Origin of the sequence: Streptosporangium lutulentum (assembly GCF_030811455.1) — a bacterium.
In the GTDB taxonomy this organism is placed as follows: domain Bacteria; phylum Actinomycetota; class Actinomycetes; order Streptosporangiales; family Streptosporangiaceae; genus Streptosporangium; species Streptosporangium lutulentum.
The window spans coordinates 2111323-2126236 of sequence record NZ_JAUSQU010000001.1; the positions used below are offsets into that span (position 1 = coordinate 2111323).

At 70.9% G+C, this 14914-nt stretch carries 17 protein-coding genes; 9 read left to right on the top strand and 8 right to left on the bottom strand.

Features of this window, described 5'->3' with window-relative positions; translation table 11 throughout:
• Positions 1-81: 81 nt before the first annotated feature.
• Entirely contained in the window at positions 82-570 is a 489-nt protein-coding gene (locus J2853_RS08900; RefSeq protein ID WP_307556501.1) for an NUDIX domain-containing protein, read from the bottom strand.
• A 219-nt stretch (positions 571-789) separates the two neighbouring features.
• On the opposite strand from J2853_RS08900, the gene J2853_RS08905 reads away from it, so the two are divergent.
• Both J2853_RS08905 and J2853_RS08910 read left to right on the top strand, forming a co-directional pair.
• Positions 790-1323: an SLC13 family permease gene (locus tag J2853_RS08905; protein ID WP_307556502.1), complete on the top strand. Its 534-nt coding sequence runs from the start codon at positions 790-792 to the stop codon at positions 1321-1323.
• Positions 1275-2144, top strand: a complete 870-nt coding sequence (locus tag J2853_RS08910) for an SLC13 family permease (protein WP_307556503.1) — start codon at positions 1275-1277, stop codon at positions 2142-2144. Before J2853_RS08905 ends, J2853_RS08910 begins: the two co-directional genes overlap by 49 nt.
• Positions 2145-2265: 121 nt before the next feature.
• Here the strand turns inward: J2853_RS08910 and J2853_RS08915 are convergent, their stop codons facing one another.
• Complete coding sequence (locus J2853_RS08915) at positions 2266-4035, bottom strand: MOSC and FAD-binding oxidoreductase domain-containing protein (RefSeq protein WP_307556504.1); 1770 nt, start codon at positions 4033-4035, stop codon at positions 2266-2268.
• A gap of 201 nt (positions 4036-4236) precedes the next feature.
• Between J2853_RS08915 and J2853_RS08920 the strand changes: the two genes are divergently transcribed.
• Positions 4237-4812 (top strand): TetR/AcrR family transcriptional regulator, encoded by a 576-nt coding sequence (locus J2853_RS08920; RefSeq protein ID WP_307556505.1) that lies wholly within the window; start codon positions 4237-4239, stop codon positions 4810-4812.
• A gap of 83 nt (positions 4813-4895) precedes the next feature.
• Here J2853_RS08920 and J2853_RS08925 read toward each other — a convergent pair whose 3' ends face one another.
• The 3 genes from J2853_RS08925 to J2853_RS08935 form a co-directional block, all read right to left on the bottom strand.
• Positions 4896-5597 (bottom strand): hypothetical protein, encoded by a 702-nt coding sequence (locus tag J2853_RS08925; protein ID WP_307556506.1) that lies wholly within the window; start codon positions 5595-5597, stop codon positions 4896-4898.
• A gap of 71 nt (positions 5598-5668) precedes the next feature.
• Positions 5669-6319: a response regulator gene (locus J2853_RS08930; protein ID WP_307556507.1), complete on the bottom strand. Its 651-nt coding sequence runs from the start codon at positions 6317-6319 to the stop codon at positions 5669-5671.
• Positions 6310-6696: a sensor histidine kinase gene (locus tag J2853_RS08935; protein ID WP_307556508.1), complete on the bottom strand. Its 387-nt coding sequence runs from the start codon at positions 6694-6696 to the stop codon at positions 6310-6312. Before J2853_RS08935 ends, J2853_RS08930 begins: the two co-directional genes overlap by 10 nt.
• Here J2853_RS08935 and J2853_RS08940 point away from each other — a divergent pair.
• Together J2853_RS08940 and J2853_RS08945 are read left to right on the top strand one after the other, a co-directional pair.
• Positions 6691-7203: an oxidoreductase gene (locus tag J2853_RS08940; protein ID WP_307556509.1), complete on the top strand. Its 513-nt coding sequence runs from the start codon at positions 6691-6693 to the stop codon at positions 7201-7203. The two genes, J2853_RS08935 and J2853_RS08940, sit on opposite strands and share 6 nt — an antisense overlap.
• Before the next feature lie 82 nt (positions 7204-7285).
• Positions 7286-7582 (top strand): hypothetical protein, encoded by a 297-nt coding sequence (locus J2853_RS08945; protein ID WP_307556510.1) that lies wholly within the window; start codon positions 7286-7288, stop codon positions 7580-7582.
• Positions 7583-7805: 223 nt separating this feature from the next.
• On the opposite strand, the gene J2853_RS08950 is transcribed toward J2853_RS08945, so the two are convergent.
• Together J2853_RS08950 and J2853_RS08955 are read right to left on the bottom strand one after the other, a co-directional pair.
• A complete protein-coding gene (locus J2853_RS08950) occupies positions 7806-8567 on the bottom strand; it encodes an SDR family NAD(P)-dependent oxidoreductase (protein ID WP_307556511.1) in 762 nt (253 codons plus the stop codon).
• An 80-nt stretch (positions 8568-8647) separates the two neighbouring features.
• On the bottom strand, positions 8648-9667 hold the full coding sequence (locus J2853_RS08955; protein WP_307556512.1) for a sigma-70 family RNA polymerase sigma factor: 1020 nt from the start codon (positions 9665-9667) through the stop codon (positions 8648-8650).
• Positions 9668-9911: 244 nt separating this feature from the next.
• On the opposite strand from J2853_RS08955, the gene J2853_RS08960 reads away from it, so the two are divergent.
• Positions 9912-10754, top strand: coding sequence for an NAD(P)/FAD-dependent oxidoreductase (locus tag J2853_RS08960; RefSeq protein ID WP_307556513.1), 843 nt, complete (start codon positions 9912-9914; stop codon positions 10752-10754).
• Between the two features lie 77 nt (positions 10755-10831).
• Here the strand turns inward: J2853_RS08960 and J2853_RS08965 are convergent, their stop codons facing one another.
• Positions 10832-12139, bottom strand: coding sequence for a serine hydrolase domain-containing protein (locus J2853_RS08965; RefSeq protein ID WP_307556514.1), 1308 nt, complete (start codon positions 12137-12139; stop codon positions 10832-10834).
• A gap of 225 nt (positions 12140-12364) precedes the next feature.
• On the opposite strand from J2853_RS08965, the gene J2853_RS08970 reads away from it, so the two are divergent.
• The 3 genes from J2853_RS08970 to J2853_RS08980 are packed head-to-tail and all read left to right on the top strand — an operon-like array spanning position 12365 to position 14908.
• Entirely contained in the window at positions 12365-12889 is a 525-nt protein-coding gene (locus tag J2853_RS08970; RefSeq protein ID WP_307556515.1) for a PadR family transcriptional regulator, read from the top strand.
• Entirely contained in the window at positions 12882-13544 is a 663-nt protein-coding gene (locus J2853_RS08975; RefSeq protein ID WP_307556516.1) for an ABC transporter ATP-binding protein, read from the top strand. The genes J2853_RS08970 and J2853_RS08975 overlap by 8 nt, the downstream gene beginning before the upstream one ends.
• The gene (locus J2853_RS08980) at positions 13541-14908 is read left to right on the top strand and encodes an FtsX-like permease family protein (RefSeq protein ID WP_307556517.1); all 1368 of its coding nucleotides are present in this window, start codon (positions 13541-13543) and stop codon (positions 14906-14908) included. The genes J2853_RS08975 and J2853_RS08980 overlap by 4 nt, the downstream gene beginning before the upstream one ends.
• Positions 14909-14914 lie beyond the last annotated feature (6 nt).

Genomic DNA, 14914 nt, shown 5'->3' on the forward strand with positions numbered 1-14914 from the left:
CCGCCGGGATCCGATGCCTCCGCCCGGTGGCCGCGATCCGCGCTTTGTGGGGCCGCCCCGGCAGGCCCGCCGGACGGGTCGTCATCCCAGGTCGAAATACGTCGCCACGATCCGGGTGTGCAGCGGGAACGCCAGCTCACGCGGCCTGTCGATCAGCAGCCACTCCGTCGTCTCGGACGTGGGCGCGACCGGGGGGAGGGCGGCCGGGTCGGTCGGCGGACCCAAGGCGAAGATCAGTACGGTGCCGTCGGGGGCGCTGTGCACGTCGAAGAGCCGCACCTCGTCCGCGTCGACGACGACGCCGGTCTCCTCGCGGAGCTCCCGGACGGCCGCCTGCTGCCAGGACTCGCCCAGGTCGATGAACCCGCCGGGCAGGGCGAGCCCGCCTCGGTGCGGTTCGACGTCACGCCGGACGACCAGCAGGCCGTCGCCCACCGGCAGCACCATCACCGCGACCGGCAGCGGGTTGAGGTAGCCGGTGTTCCCGCAGGCGGAGCAGGTGCGCGGCCACGGCAGGCCGGGGGCGAAGGCCGTACCGCAGAAGGAGCAGTGCGAGTTCTTGATCGTCACGACAGCGAGACTAGACCAGGACGGCGAGCGTCCTCGGGGCCCGACCGGCCGTCGCACGGATATTCCCGCGCACTTTACCCGCGGTAACGGTCCTGGTGAAATCTTCCCCCATACCATGGCCATTCCCGCGATGATCGCCTTACTCTCGTCATGATCGGCCGGAGGCGGCCCGGCTCACTCGCCAGACCGCCCTCCACCCTTCGAGCCTTCGGAGCAGGCATGTCTCCAGAGATCATTTCGATTCTCGCGCTGGTGGCGATGTTCGTCATAGCCACCCTGTTGCCGGTGAACATGGGGGCGATCGCGTTCGCGGCGGCGTTCCTGGTCGGCGTCTACGTGGCGGGCCTGTCCGCGGACGACATCTTCGCGGGCTTTCCCGGAGACCTGTTCCTGACCCTGGTCGGCATCACCTATCTCTTCGCCATCGCCCAGAACAACGGGACGGTGAACTGGCTCGTCCGGCTGGCCGTACGCGGGGTCCGCGGCCGCATCGCCGCGATTCCCTGGATCATGTTCGGCGTCGCCGCCGTCCTGACCGCGATCGGCGCGGTGAGTCCGGCCGCCGTGGCCATCATCGCCCCGATCGCCCTCGGGTTCGCCGCGCAGCACCGTATCAACCCGCTGCTCATGGGCCTGATGGTGGTGCACGGGGCCCAGGCGGGGGTTTCTCCCCGATCAGCATCTACGGCGGGATCGTCAACGAGGTGGTCGAACGGGCCGGGCTGCCGGACAGCGCGATCGCCGTCTTCCTGAGCAGCCTGGCCTTCAACACCGTGGTAGCGCTGATCATCTTCGTCCTGTTCGGCGGACGGGAACTGCTGTCGCGTAAAGAGCCCCTGGATCGATCGGAGCAGGATGGCGTTCAGAGCGACGTCCAGGGCGGCGTCCAGGGCGGCGTCCAGGGCGACGTCCACGGTGACGTCCAGGGTGGAGAACGGGACGGCGAGCGGGGCGGGACGCGGACGACGACCCTCCGCCCGACACGCGATCAGATCCTCACCGTCGTCGGCCTGCTGGTGCTGGGCGTCGGCGCCCTCGCGTTTGATCTCGAGGTCGGCTTCGTCTCGATCACCGTGGCGGTGCTGCTCGCGATCCTCTCTCCCCAGGCTCAGAAGGGAGCGGTGGAAAAGATCAGCTGGTCCACCGTCCTGCTGATCAGCGGTGTGATCACCTACGTCGGGGTGCTCGAGAAGATGGGCACGATCAAGGCCGTCGGGGAAGGCGTCGCTCATATCGGCGCACCGCTGATCACCGCCCTCCTGCTCTGCTACATCGGGGCCATCGTGTCCGCCTTCGCCTCGTCGGTCGGGGTGCTCGGTTCGACGATCCCCCTGGCCGTGCCGTTCCTGCTCATGGGCGAGGTCGGCGCCGTAGGAGTGATCGCGGCGCTCGCGGTCTCCTCGACCATCGTCGACTGCAGCCCCTTCTCGACCAACGGGGCGCTGGTCCTCGCCAATGCGCAGGGGGTGGACCGGGACGCCTTCTTCCGCAAGCTGATCGCTTACGGCGCGGTCATCGTGATGGTGGCACCGCTCGCCACCTGGCTGGTGCTCGTGCTGCCCGGCTGGCTGTGAGCGGGTGGGGCTCGGCCTGATCCTCGGAGTCTCCTCCGAACGGAACCCGGCGCCGGCGCTCCCGGGACGGGTGGTGATCCACGCGACGCCGTCGCGCCGCCGGAGTCCGCGCGAAGCGAGGTCAGAGGTCCAGGACGAGATCCTCCCGGGGCTGGGAGCAGCAGATCAGGACGTCGCCCTCGGCCGGCGGCTCCACCGGTTCGGGGGAGTAGCCCACGGCCCCGGACAGCAGGCCGCTCTCGCAGGTGTGGCAGACGCCGGTACGGCATGACCAGCGGGTCGGCACGTCGCAGGCCTCCGCCAGTTCGAGCAGGCTCCCGTACGCGGAGTCCCATCCGACGGTGAGGCCGCTGCGCGCGAACGAGACCGACGGCCCCGTGCCCGGCGGGCCTTCCGGCGGGTGCACCGGCCGCGCGGAGACATCGGTCAGGCCGGGCGTCAGGGCCGGTCCCGCGCCGAAGATCTCCGTGTGGACGTGGGCGGGAACGAGTTCCGAGGAGGCGAGTGCGGCGGGAAGCTCGCGCATGAACGCCGGGGGACCGCACAGGTAGGCGTCGGCGGCCCGGGGAACGCGGAGGCGGCGAAGCAGGTCGGCCGATATCCGGCCCGCGGTCGCGTAGTCGACGCCCTGCCGGTCGCCGGGTGCCGGACGGCTGTAGAAAACGTGCTCGTGCGCGTTCGGAAGCCGGGCCAGCAGGTCGCGGCTCTCCCGGGCGAAAGGGTGCTCGGTGCCGTCGCGTGTTCCGTACAGCCACCACACCTCGCGCGCGGCGCGGGTGGCGGCCAGCGCGTGCAGCATGGCCAGGACGGGGGTGGCGCCGATGCCGGCGGACACCAGCAGGACCGGTGAGTCGCCGGCCTCCAGGGTGAAGGCGCCCCTGGGGGCCGCGACGTCGAGGACGTCTCCGGCGCGCAGGTGAGCGCGGAGGTAGCCGCTGGCGGCGCCCTCCGGCTCCTGCTTCACACTGATGCGATAGCACGCGGCCCCCGGAGGACCGGACATCGAGTAACTGCGGATGAGCGGGGGAGCCGCGGTGTCCGGGCGCAGCCGGAGGGTGAGGAACTGTCCCGGCAGGGCCTCCGGGAGCGGCCTGCCGTCGACGGCGGCCAGCGTCAGGGAGAACACGCTCGTGCTCTCCGCGTCGACGCGGGCGACCCTCAGCGGCCGGAACCCGTCCCATGCGGGTGGCGGACCGGCGGAGGCCGGGGCCAGCCCGGCGTTGCCCGCCGGTTTGCCCGGGACGCCGTCGGCCTGGTCGAGCAGCGCCCGCAGGGAGCCCTTCCAGCCGGGACTGAGGGCGGGGATGCGCAAGGCACGGGCGAGCTGGTCGCGGGGGTGACCGGGCAGGTACAGCAGGGCGTCGATCTCCGCGACGGTCATGCCCTCCGGGCCGGAGCCGACCTTGACGATCTCCTCTCCCGCCTCCACCCGTCCCTCGGTGAGGACCCGGAGGTAGAACCCCGGCCGCCGGTGGGACACCAGCAAGGAGGGCATTCGCGGTTCGTCCATCCGCAGGCCCACCCGGTAGCAGGTGACGCGCGGCTGGGTGACCTCGAACACCGCCTCGCCGATCCGGTACCGGTCTCCGACGCACACCTCGTCGTCCGGCAGGCCGTCGACGGTGAAGTTCTCCCCGAACTGCCCGTAGACGAAGTCGTCGCGTCCGAGCCGCTCCTGCCAGTGGCGATAGGAGTCGATCTGGTAGACCAGCACCGCGCGGTACTCACCGCCGTGTCCGGCGAGGTCTCCCTGGCCGTCTCCGTCGATGTTGAGCCGGCGCACCATCCGGGGTCCGGTGACGGGCTGCTTCCACACCCCGGTGTGCACGTTCCTGCCCTGCCAGGAGACGTCCTTCGGCAGGCCGACGTTGACCGCCAGCAGCTTGGCCATTCGCTCCTCCCCACGTCATGGGGTTCCATTCGAGTGGTCGGGCCGCGCACCGCGAGGAGCGGCCGGGAGTATGCGCCCGACCATTGTATTTCGCGTGTTTCCGCGGCTCGGAGGCCAGGGGTGGCGGTGGCTCGGCCCGGTCGGCGGCCGGGATTTGACAGAGTCTAAGACGACTGGCCATATTGAGTCAGGAGGTGCGACATGGCCAGGCGGAGCATGCGCGAGGAGATCGTCGAGGCGGGGCTGGAGCAGTTCCACGCCCATGGCTACAGCGCGGCCGGGGTGAAGAACATCACCGATGCGGCCGGAGTGCCGAAGGGGTCGTTCTACAACCACTTCGACAGCAAGGAGGCCCTGGCCGTCGTGGCGCTGGAGCGCTACGCCGAGGGGCTCCGCCTGCGGGAGCTCGCCGACACCTCCGTCGAACCCCTGACGCGCCTGCGAGCCCACTTCGAGTTCCTCCGTGACGAGAACGTACGGCGCGGGATCACGCGGGGGTGTCTCGTCGGCAACTTCAGCGCCGAGGTCGCCGATCACAGCGACGTGATCCACACCGCCGTTCGGAACAGCTTCAGGCAGTGGGCCGTCCTGATCGCGGCGGCGCTCGGCGAGGCCCGGCGCGCCGGTACGGTGCGCGCCGATCTCGACCCTGAGACGACGGCCCGCTTCGTCCTCCACGCCTGGGAGGGCACGCTCCTCGGAGCCCGCGCCGACCGCTCGGCGGAGGCCTTCGACTCCTTCTTCGACCTCGTGTTCGGCACGCTGCTCGTCAAATGACGCGCTTCGCCGGCCGCGACCGCTTCTTCGGGGCGTAGCCGTACCCCGCGCCCCGAAGAAGCGGTCGCCGCCGTTCCCGGCCGTCAACCGGCCATGCCGAGGAGCACGGCCGCGGTGCCCACGCCCAGCGCGAGCGGATAGGCCCACCACCTGGGGGCGGGCCCGTCTTTGAGGACGCGCGTCCCCAGCGGCACCAGCGCCACGCACAGGCCGAGGGTGGCGACGATCGACATCGGACCCGTGCCCTTGAGCACGCCGATCGGCAGCGCGCTCATCGATGCCAGGGCGAGGGACCTGACGATCCCCAGCACGCCTGCCCGCCATACGCCGACGGCCAGCACGACCCAGCCGAAGAAGATCGCGATCGACAACGGTTGAAGCACGTGGAACGCACCGTAGTAGCCGTCGACCGCCTTCCGCCCCGCCTCCACCCCCTGGGCGTCGGCGATCTGGAAGATCAGGTGATTGATCCCGGTGTGGAAGGCGCGGGCGAACAGCCCGAGCACGACCATCACACCACCCCACAGCGCCCACCGCGGCTGGGTCGCCCACGCGCGCCGGACCAGCGCGATGACGGCAGGCCACAGCAGGACGTTCCCCGCGGCGAAGGCGCTGTAGGAGACGGTCATCCGGCCGGGGTCGGTGGAGAACGCCGCGAGTTGCTCGGGGAAGAAATCACCGAAATCCACGCGGAGCAGCACTCCGGTGAGCATCAGAACCGGACCGAGGACAAGCCCGGCACCCTCAACCCAGCGGCCGGGGAATTCAAAAGAGGTCGTTGTCATGCCGTCGATCCAACCGGTGCGGCGCCCGCCGCACATTGGCGCGGGGACCAGGTCCCGGGGTAGATCTGGCACTACCTCGGCTCGGCCTGCAAGTAGGTCAGGACGGCCAGGACGCGGCGGTGGCCGTCGGCGGCGGGCGGGAGATCGAGCTTGGTGAAGATGCTCGCGATGTGCTTGGCGACCGCCGCGCCGGTGACGAAAAGAGCCTGGGCTATCGAGGCGTTGGCCCGTCCCTCGGCGATCAGGGCGAGCACTTCCAGCTCCCGCGGAGTAAGGCGCCGCAGCGGATCGCGCCGCCCGCTGAGCAACTGCCGCACCACCTCGGGGTCGATGACCGTGCCGCCCTCCGCGATCCGGACGAGCGCGTCGACGAACTCGCCGACGTCACCGATCCGCTCCTTGAGCAGGTAACCGATGCCCGTGCCACGACCGGAGCCGAGCAACTCGGCGGCGTAGGTCTGCTCGACGTACTGGCTGAGCACCAGCACGGCCAGTTCCGGGTGCGTCGTGCGCAGTACGAGCGCGGCGCGCAGCCCTTCGTCGGTGAAGCCGGGCGGCATCCGCACATCGACCACCACGATGTCGGGCCGGTGCTCCTCCACCGCGGTGACGAGGGAGACGGCGTCGCCAACCGAGGCGGCGACCGTGTGCCCGAAGCGTTCCAGCAGGCCGACCAGGCCCTCACGGAGAAGAACGGCGTCCTCGGCGATCACTACCCGCACGGAATCTCCACTCGCATCGTTGTCGGCCCGCCGGCCGGACTGGACAGGGACAGCCTGCCGTCGACCACGGCCACCCTGTCGGCCAGTCCGATCAGACCGGTGCCGCCGGCCGGATCGGCACCGCCGACCCCGTCGTCGCGAATCTCCATGATCAGCGTATCGTCGACCAGCAGGCCGAGCACCCGGGCCCTGCCTGCCCGGCTGTGCTTGGCGATGTTCGCCAGAGCCTCGGAGACGACGTAGTAGGCGGTCACCTCCACCGCCTCGGGCAGCCGCCGCGGCAGGGAGACGTTCACATCCACCGGGACCGGGGAGCGCCCGGCCGCGTCACGGGCGGCGGCGGCCAGGCCGCGGTCGGTGAGCACCTGCGGATGCACGCCGCGGATGCCGTCCTGGGTGACGAGGAGTGGTTCGGGGAGCTCAACATCAACCTGCTGGCCGCCGTGCGCCTGGACCGGGGGCTGCTGCCCAAAATGATCGAGAACCGCTCCGGCGCGATCGTCCACGTCTCCTCGATCCAGCGCCGCATGCCCCTGTACAACGGGACGCTGGCCTACGCCGCGGCCAAGGCGGCCCTGGCCACCTACAGCAAGGGACTGGCCAACGAGGTCGCCCCGCACGGCGTCCGGGTCAACAGCGTCGCCCCGGGTTTCGTGCGGACCGGCGCTGCCGACGATCTCGTCGACCGCATCGCCGCCGACGCCGGCACCGACCGCCAGGCCGCGCTGCGGAAGCTGATGGACTCTCTCGGCGGCATCCCCCTCGGCCGCCCCAGCCGGCCGGAGGAGGTCGCCGAACTCGTGGCCTTCCTGGTCTCCGACCGCGCCTCCGCCATCGTCGGTGCCGAGTACGTCATCGACGGCGGCACCGTCCCCACCGTCTGACCCGCGCACGTCATCGACGGCGGCACCGTCCCCACCGTCTGACGCGCACATCCCGTACACCCGCATCTCCTGAGGAGAAGACGTGAACGACCAGACGCAGGCCCGGCCCATCGACCCCGCCGAGCTTCCCGAGACGATCACCCGCTACCTGGACGCCCACCGCGTACGTGACACGGCCACGGCGATCGGCGCCTTCACCGGCGACGCCGTCGTGACCGACGACGGAGACACCCACATCGGCACGGCGGCGGTCGAGACGTGGCTGACACGCGCGGCGAGCGAGTACACCTACACCACCCGGCTCACCGAGGCCCACAGGGCCGACGACACGCACTACACCGTCGTCAACCACCTGAAAGGCGACTTCCCCGGCGGGTAGGTGGACCTTCGCTACCGGTTCACGCTCCACGACGGGCTGATCGGAAACCTCACCATCGAACCGTGACCCGTCGTGGCCGGGCCGGTCGATCGGACGGTGCCTTTCCGCCGCCGGCCGGCCGGCGGCGGAAAGGCACCGTCCTCTCTCGGCCCTTCACGGCCCAAAGGCCCTCAGCCCTTTACGGCCCGGAGGCCCGGAGGCCCGGACCGTGTGGCCGTACCTCTCAGTCCAGGACCGCGCCGCAGGTCATGTTGATCACGGACCCCGTCACGGTGCGGGCCCAGTCCGAGGCGGCGAAGACGGCCACGTTGCCGACGTCCTCCAGCGACGCCGCCCGCCCGGTCAGGGTCCGCCCGACAATGTCGCCCTCGATGGCCGCGCGCAGGCCGGAGCCGGCGGGAATCGTCTCGGGCAGGCCGCCGGTCTGCAGGGTGACGACGCGGATCCCGTACGGCGAGAGCTCGGAGGCCAGCTGGCGCCGCATGGACTCGACCGCGTCGAACGCCACCAGCAGACCTCCCAGGTCGTAGCCGCGCATCGAGCCCCGGTCGCCCGGCCCGCCGAAGGTCATGATCACGCCTGACCGCTGTCCGGCCATGTGCCGGGCGGCGGCGCGCGAGGTGAGGAATTTCGAGCTCACGGAGGTTGTGACCGGGCGCAGGTAGTCTTCCAGCGGCATATCGATCATCGGTGTTCCCTGCACGTCACCGTCCGAGATCACGTTGAGGGACACGTCGATGCTTCCCGCCCCGGTCGCGACGGCGGCCGCGTGCTTGTCGACCGACCTCTCGTCCAGCGCGTCGACCTCGGCGGTCTCGGCCGCGCCTCCCGCGGCGCGGATCTGGTCGGCGACCGTCTCCAGCGTCGCCCGGGTCCGCCCGGCGAGGAAGACCCTCGCCCCCTCACGGGCGAACGCACGGGCGACGGCACCTCCGACCGAGCCGCCGCCTCCGTAGATGATCGCGTTCTTGCCCTTGAGCAACATGGTCGCCTCCTGCGTGGTGGTCGGGTTCCTTCACCGTGTACAACCCGCGGAAGGCCCGGAACTCATCGCCCGAGACCGGATCAATCCACGATCTCGTCGGGAAGACCGAACAAGGCGAAGATCTCCGGGGTCAGGAACGAGACGACGTCGGCGATCCTCGGGCCCCGCAGCGCGATCAGGTCGAGCCCCGTCGCGATGTAGGCGGCCCTGTCCTCGTCCCACATGTAGGTGCCGAACGCGAGCTGCCCGTTCGCCCGCGCCGGCAGGAAACGCCACCGCCGGGTCAGCGGCCGCTCGATCAGGAAGGCCCTGATGGCGTCGCGTCCCTCGTACCATTCCGTCAACGGTGGCATCGCGTACCTGGCGTCGTGGGTCAGCATCGCCACGATGGCCTCGACGTCTCCCGCCTCCCACGCGGTCGCGTACCGGTCCGCCAGCCTTCGAAGCTCCTCCTCGCCCAGGGAGCGCGAGGTCGCCTGCCGGCCGGTGCCGGGAAGCCGGTGGCCGAGGACCTTGCGAGCTCGCTGCAGCGCGCTGTTGACCGAGGCGACCGTGGTCTCCAGCAGGTCCGCGACCTCGCTCGCCGGAAAGCAGAGGACCTCGCGCAGCACCAGGACGGCCCGCTGGCGCGCCGGCAGATGCTGGAGCGCGGCGACGAAGGCCAGCTCCACACCTTCGCGTGCCATGTAACGGGTCTCGGGGTCCGGATCCGCCCCGCCCGGTCTCTCGTCGGGGTACGGCTCCAGCCACGAGATCTCGGCGAGCGGCGCGGCACCCGGGCTGAGATCGGTGGGGAGTTCCCGGCGGCTCCGGCCTTCGAGCAGCGTCAGGCACCTGTTGGTCGCGATCTTGTACAGCCAGGGCCGGATCGAGCCGCGGCCGTCGAACCGCTCCAGACTCCGCCAGGCCCGCACCAGCGCGTCCTGCGTCGCGTCCTCGGCATCGTGGACCGACCCGAGCATCCGGTAACAGTGCGCCTGCAACTCGCCGCGGAACGGATCGACCAGATGCCCGAAGGCGTCGGAGTCACCCGCCCGCGCGGCGTCGAGGAGCCGCGCTCCGGGGGTGTCATTCACGAGTTCCCGCCTGACCTCGCTCATCTGGGAACCCTAGTACGGCGGTCGCGGGTCGGGATCTTGGTTTGAGCCGGAGGCCCGGACACGACTTCTCACCCGGAGGTCATGATCCACTGGGCCTGCCGCAGAGGTCGCGGGCGGGAGCCCACGACGGTCGAGAGGTCGTCGCCCGCCGTCCCGCTGTTTGCCGTTTTAGCAATGCTGTTTGTCAGTTGAGGAACTGCTGGCGGAGTATCTCCTCCGAACCCGAACGGAGGAGATGCTTCGCATGACCGTACAGAGAGAACAGGACATGACCGCCGTCCCCGCGGAAGGGGAGCGGCGTTACGACGTGGTGGTCGAGCGCCGCGGGGACGGTGGCTTCCGCGTCGCGCTCGAAGACGGGTCCGCGGTCGTGGCGAGCCGGTTGCTGGTGACCACCGGCCTGGTCGACGAGCTGCCGCAGGTGCCGGGGGTGGCCGAGCGATGGGGGCGTGAGGTGCTGCACTGCCCGTACTGCCACGGATGGGAGGTCCGCGACCAGTCGATCGGAGTCCTGGCCACCGGGCCGATGGCGGTGCATCAGGCCCTGCTGTGGCGCCAGTGGAGCAAGGAGGTGACCCTTTTCCTGCACGCCGAGGTCAAGCTCGGCGAGGAGGAGTACGAGCAGCTGGCCGCCCGTGACGTCACCGTGCTGGACGGGCCGGTGACGGCGCTGGCGGTGACGGGCGACCGGCTCACCGGCGTGACCCTGGCCGACGGCCGGACGATCCCCTGCCAGGCGCTGGTGGTGGCCCCGTGCTTCACCGCCCGCGCGGACGTCCTCACCGGCCTGGGCCTCGGCGCGACCGAGCAGGAGATGGCAGGGCACGTGATCGGCAGCTACGTCGCCTCCGACCCGACCGGGGCGACGGAGGTCCCCGGAGTGTGGGTGGCCGGCAACGTGACCAACCTGACCGAGCAGGTCATCGGCGCGGCCGGAGCGGGGCTGCGCGCCGGTGCGGCGATCAACGCCGACCTGGTCGCCGAGGAGACCCGCCTGGCCGTCGCCGCCCGTCGCGCCCCCTTCTCCGCGCAGGAGGAACGGGAGGTCTGCGAACGCGTGCTCGGAGACCGCCGGCACGGCCTCTGATCCCGACGGCGCCCGCCCCTTCCACGAGGCGGACCCGGGATCCGCCTCGGCGGGGATCCCGGGTCCGCATGGGAGCTCTAACGCTTGACGCGGACCTGGTCGGCCTGGAACGGGGCCCAGGGCTGCGCGCCCCTGGCCGTGGGGGCAGCCGAGCCGCACATGGCCTGGAGCAGGTGGCCTCCGATCGCGTAGTCGATCGGGTGCGGCAGGAGCTGGCCGTTCTGGTCGATCTCGTTGTACTTCATGAGGTTGAAGCCCATGGAGATCTGGCGGGTGCCGTCCTCGCTGGCCATGGCGTAGGTGCCCATCCCGAACACGCCTCCGCTGTGTCCCCAGGCCGGGCCGCAGGGCGTGGGCTCGTTGTAGATGCCGAGGCCGTAGTTCATCACGACGTTGCCCAGCCCGTCGGTGACCGGGACCGTGGTCTTCATCTGGGCGAGCTCCGCGGGACGCAGGATCTTCCCGCCCAGCAGCAGGCGGTAGAACCTGTTGAGGTCGTCCATGGTCGACACGAGCGCCCCGGCCGTGCCGCCCCAGGACATGTTGTAGACGCTGTAGTCACGCGGCGGGTCGATCAGTCCGTACAACGCCTCGTACGCCTTGGAGTGCGGGCCGGTGATGAACGGCGTGCGAGGGAAGTACGTCTCGCGGAGCCCCGCCTTGCGGATCACCTGGTCGGTGATGTACCGCTCGGGGTCGGTGCGGGTGACCTTCCGCAGGAGCATCCCGGCGATCACGTAATTGGTGTTGGAGTAGATCGAGACCTGTCCCGGCTCGTTCGTGGGCGGAAAGCCAAGGCCGATGCTCGCCAGTTCTTCCGGACGGAACGTGCGGAACCGGTTGTCGTCCAGGCTCTGCCCCGACCCCTGGACCAGTGAGGGGAAGGCGCCGGGAATGAAGTCGGCGATGCCGCTGGTGTGGTTCAGCAGCATCCGCACGGTGACGCGCTGTCCCCGTTCTCCCGGGATGAGGTCGGGAAGGTAGCGGGCGATCGGTGCGTTGAGGTCGATCCGCCCCTTCTCGACCTGCTGGAGGATCGCCACGGCGGTGAACGTCTTGGTGATGCTGCCGACCCGGTGCTGCATATCCGGCTTGACCGGGCGTTTCGTGTCCACGTCCGCCACTCCGGCGGCGTCGTTCCACCGCGCGGACCCGTCGCGGACGCCGGAGTAGACGCCGTACATACCCGCGGCCCGAATCGCGTCGAGGGTCTGCCGGAGGGCCTGGCGGTCAAGACCGGCTTCGGACGCCGACGGCGCGGGCTCGGCCGTCGCGGCGGCCGCGGCGGGTGCGGCGGGAGCGATGACGCACGCCAGGAGCAGCCCGCTCAGCCCGAGTCCGGAGATAGCCCGCCGACGGCGGGAGGTTTCTATGCGTACTGTCATCAACCATCTCTTTCAGGTCGGGACTACGGCATAACGATCTTCGCAATCATTCCGTGATCCGCCCTCATCCCCAGGGAGGAGCCGCCGCTCGTCCGTCAGAAGGAAGTACTCCCGGACCACGTGCCCGGAGACCGCCGGCACGGCCTCCGGTCCCGCCCGCCGCGAAACCCGGATCTCCGCGCCATCTATACACGCGATGTATTCATTGAATGTATAGTGATGATCATGTCGATCGGACACATCGTGCTCGGGCTGCTCGCGGAGCGGCCCAAGCACGGATACGAGCTCAAACGCGAGCACGATCAGCGCCTGCCGGGCGCCAGGCCGCTCGCCTACGGACAGGTGTACGCGACGTTGCAGCGCCTGCAACGGGACGGATTCGCCGAAGTCGCGGAGACCGTTCAGGAGGGTGGCCCCGAACGCACGGTGTACGCGATCACCGAGGAGGGGCTGGCCGAGCTGGCGCGATGGCTGGAGCAGGTGGAGGCGCCCGCGCCGCACGTGTCCAGCGCGCTCCTCTCGCGCGTGGTGGTGGCGGTCGTGGCCGGTGGCGCCGCCGACGGTTACCTGCTCAGGCAGCGGGCCGCCCATCTGGCGCGGATGCGCGAACTCACCGCGGAGAGGGCGTCCGGGTCACCCGCTGAGGCGCTGGCCGCCGACTACGCGCTCCAGCACCTCGACGCCGACCTGCGCTGGATCGAGACGGCCATGGAACGACTCACGGACCTTGAGAAGGAAATCGATGCTTGAAGCACGCGCGTTGCGCAAGACCTTCGCCCGGACCGTCGCCCTGGACGGCGTGTCCGCGAAGGTCGGCAAGGGAGAGATCGTCGCGATCACCGGGCCGAGCGGCTCGGGCAAGTCCACCCTGCTGCACTGCCTGGCCGGGATCATCCGCCCGGACTCGGGGGAGGTCAGCCTCGACGGGCGGCGCGTCGACACCCTCGACGAGGCCGATCGCACGAACCTGCGCAGGCAGAGTTTCGGGGTCGTCTTCCAGTCCGGCCGGCTGGTCCCGGAACTGACCGCGGAGGAGAACGTGGCGCTGCCGCTGTTGTTCAACCGGATCGGCCGCCGGGAGTCGCTGCTGACCGCCCGGTCCTGGCTGGAGAGACTGGAGGTGGCCGACTGCGCCGATCGGCGACCCGGCGAGCTGTCCGGCGGCGAGCTGCAACGGGTCGCCGTGGCCCGCGCGCTGGTCACCGGCCCGCGGGTGGTCTTCGCCGACGAGCCGACGGGCGCGCTCGACTCGCTGGCCGGAGAGAAGGTGATGGGCGAGCTCGTCGGCGCGGCGCGCGTGGACGGCACCACGCTGGTGATCGTCACCCACGACAACCGGGTGGCCGCCTACGCCGACCGGGAGATCGCGCTGCGCGACGGCACGCTGGACGGGGTGACCGTGTGATCACCGTGACGCGAATGCTCGCCAGGGGCGGGTCGCGGCAGGAACGGGTACGGGGGCGTCTCATGGCCGCGGGGGCGGCGCTCGCGACATTCCTGCTGTGCGCGGGGGTGAACCTGCTGGCGTTCGGGCGCGGTACGAGGCTCGAACCGCAACTGGGCATCCTCGTCGAAGCGCCGTTCGACTACCTGGGCGTCCTTGCCACGCAGGAGGCTCGGCTGCTCACCGCGCTGGCACTGGCCCTGCTGGTCGTGCCCGCGATGGCCTTCGTCCACCAGGTGAGCCGGCTGGCCACCGCGACGAGGGAGCGGCGGCTGGCCGCGCTCCGGCTGGCCGGGGCCACACCGCGCGAGGTGCGCCTGATCGGAGCCTACGAGAGCGGGCGGCAGGCGTTTCTGGGCGGGCTGTCCGGCGCCGCGCTGTACCTGGTGGTCAATCTGACGCTGTCGTGGTCGCTGGAGGGCGAGGTGCCCCCGGTCCCGCCGGCGCAGGCACTGGCGATCCTCGCCGCGGTGACGCTCGGCGGGGCGCTGGCCGGACTGATGGCCGGGCGGCACGTGGTGACCTCCCCGCTGGGTGTGGTCCGGCGGACGCGACCGGCCGGCCCCCGGGCGCTCGACCTGCTGCTGGTCGCGGTGGGCGCCGGGATGGTCGTCGCCGGATTCACCGCCAAGGGCAGGTTCCCCGGCGGGCCGTACGTCGCGGTGCTGTCGGTCGCGGTCGGCGTGGTGCTCGTGGTGTTCGGTCTCGTCCTCGGCGCCGCGTGGCTGATCAGGATGGCCGCCCGGCGGGTGGGCCACCGTACCGAGGCGGCGGAGACCCTGCTGGCCGCCCGGATGGTCGAGGCCGACCCCCGGGGATGGGCCCGTGCGCTCTCGGTGGTGGGACTGACCGTGTTCTTCGGCTCCGCCGTGGGCGCCCAGCAGGGACCCATCTTCCTGCGGGGCGGTCCCGGCGCCTCCTACGACGTGACCTACCTGCTGGTGGACCTCGCCCTGCTGGTCGCGCTGGTCACCTCCGCCGCCGCCCTCGTGGTGCACCAGGCGGAGGAACTGCTCGATCGCCGGCGCTCGTTCGCGGTCCTGGCCGCCTCGGGGACGCCCGGTTCCGCGCTGGGCCGGGTCCTCACCCGCCAGGCGCTCATCGCGGCGCTGCCGGTGTGCGCCGTGGCCGCCGTCGCCGGGGTGGCGATGGTCGTCCTGTCGCTGCCGGACGTCTACGGTCAGGTGCCGGAGGCGCTCGGCTTCGCCGCCGGCCGGGCGGTGATCATGGCGGGGGCAGGAGTGCTGGCCGCGCTGCTGGTGGCGCGGGCCGCCCGGCCCATCCTGCGCGGGGCGCTGCGGCCGGAGGAACTCCGGGACGAGTGAACGGCC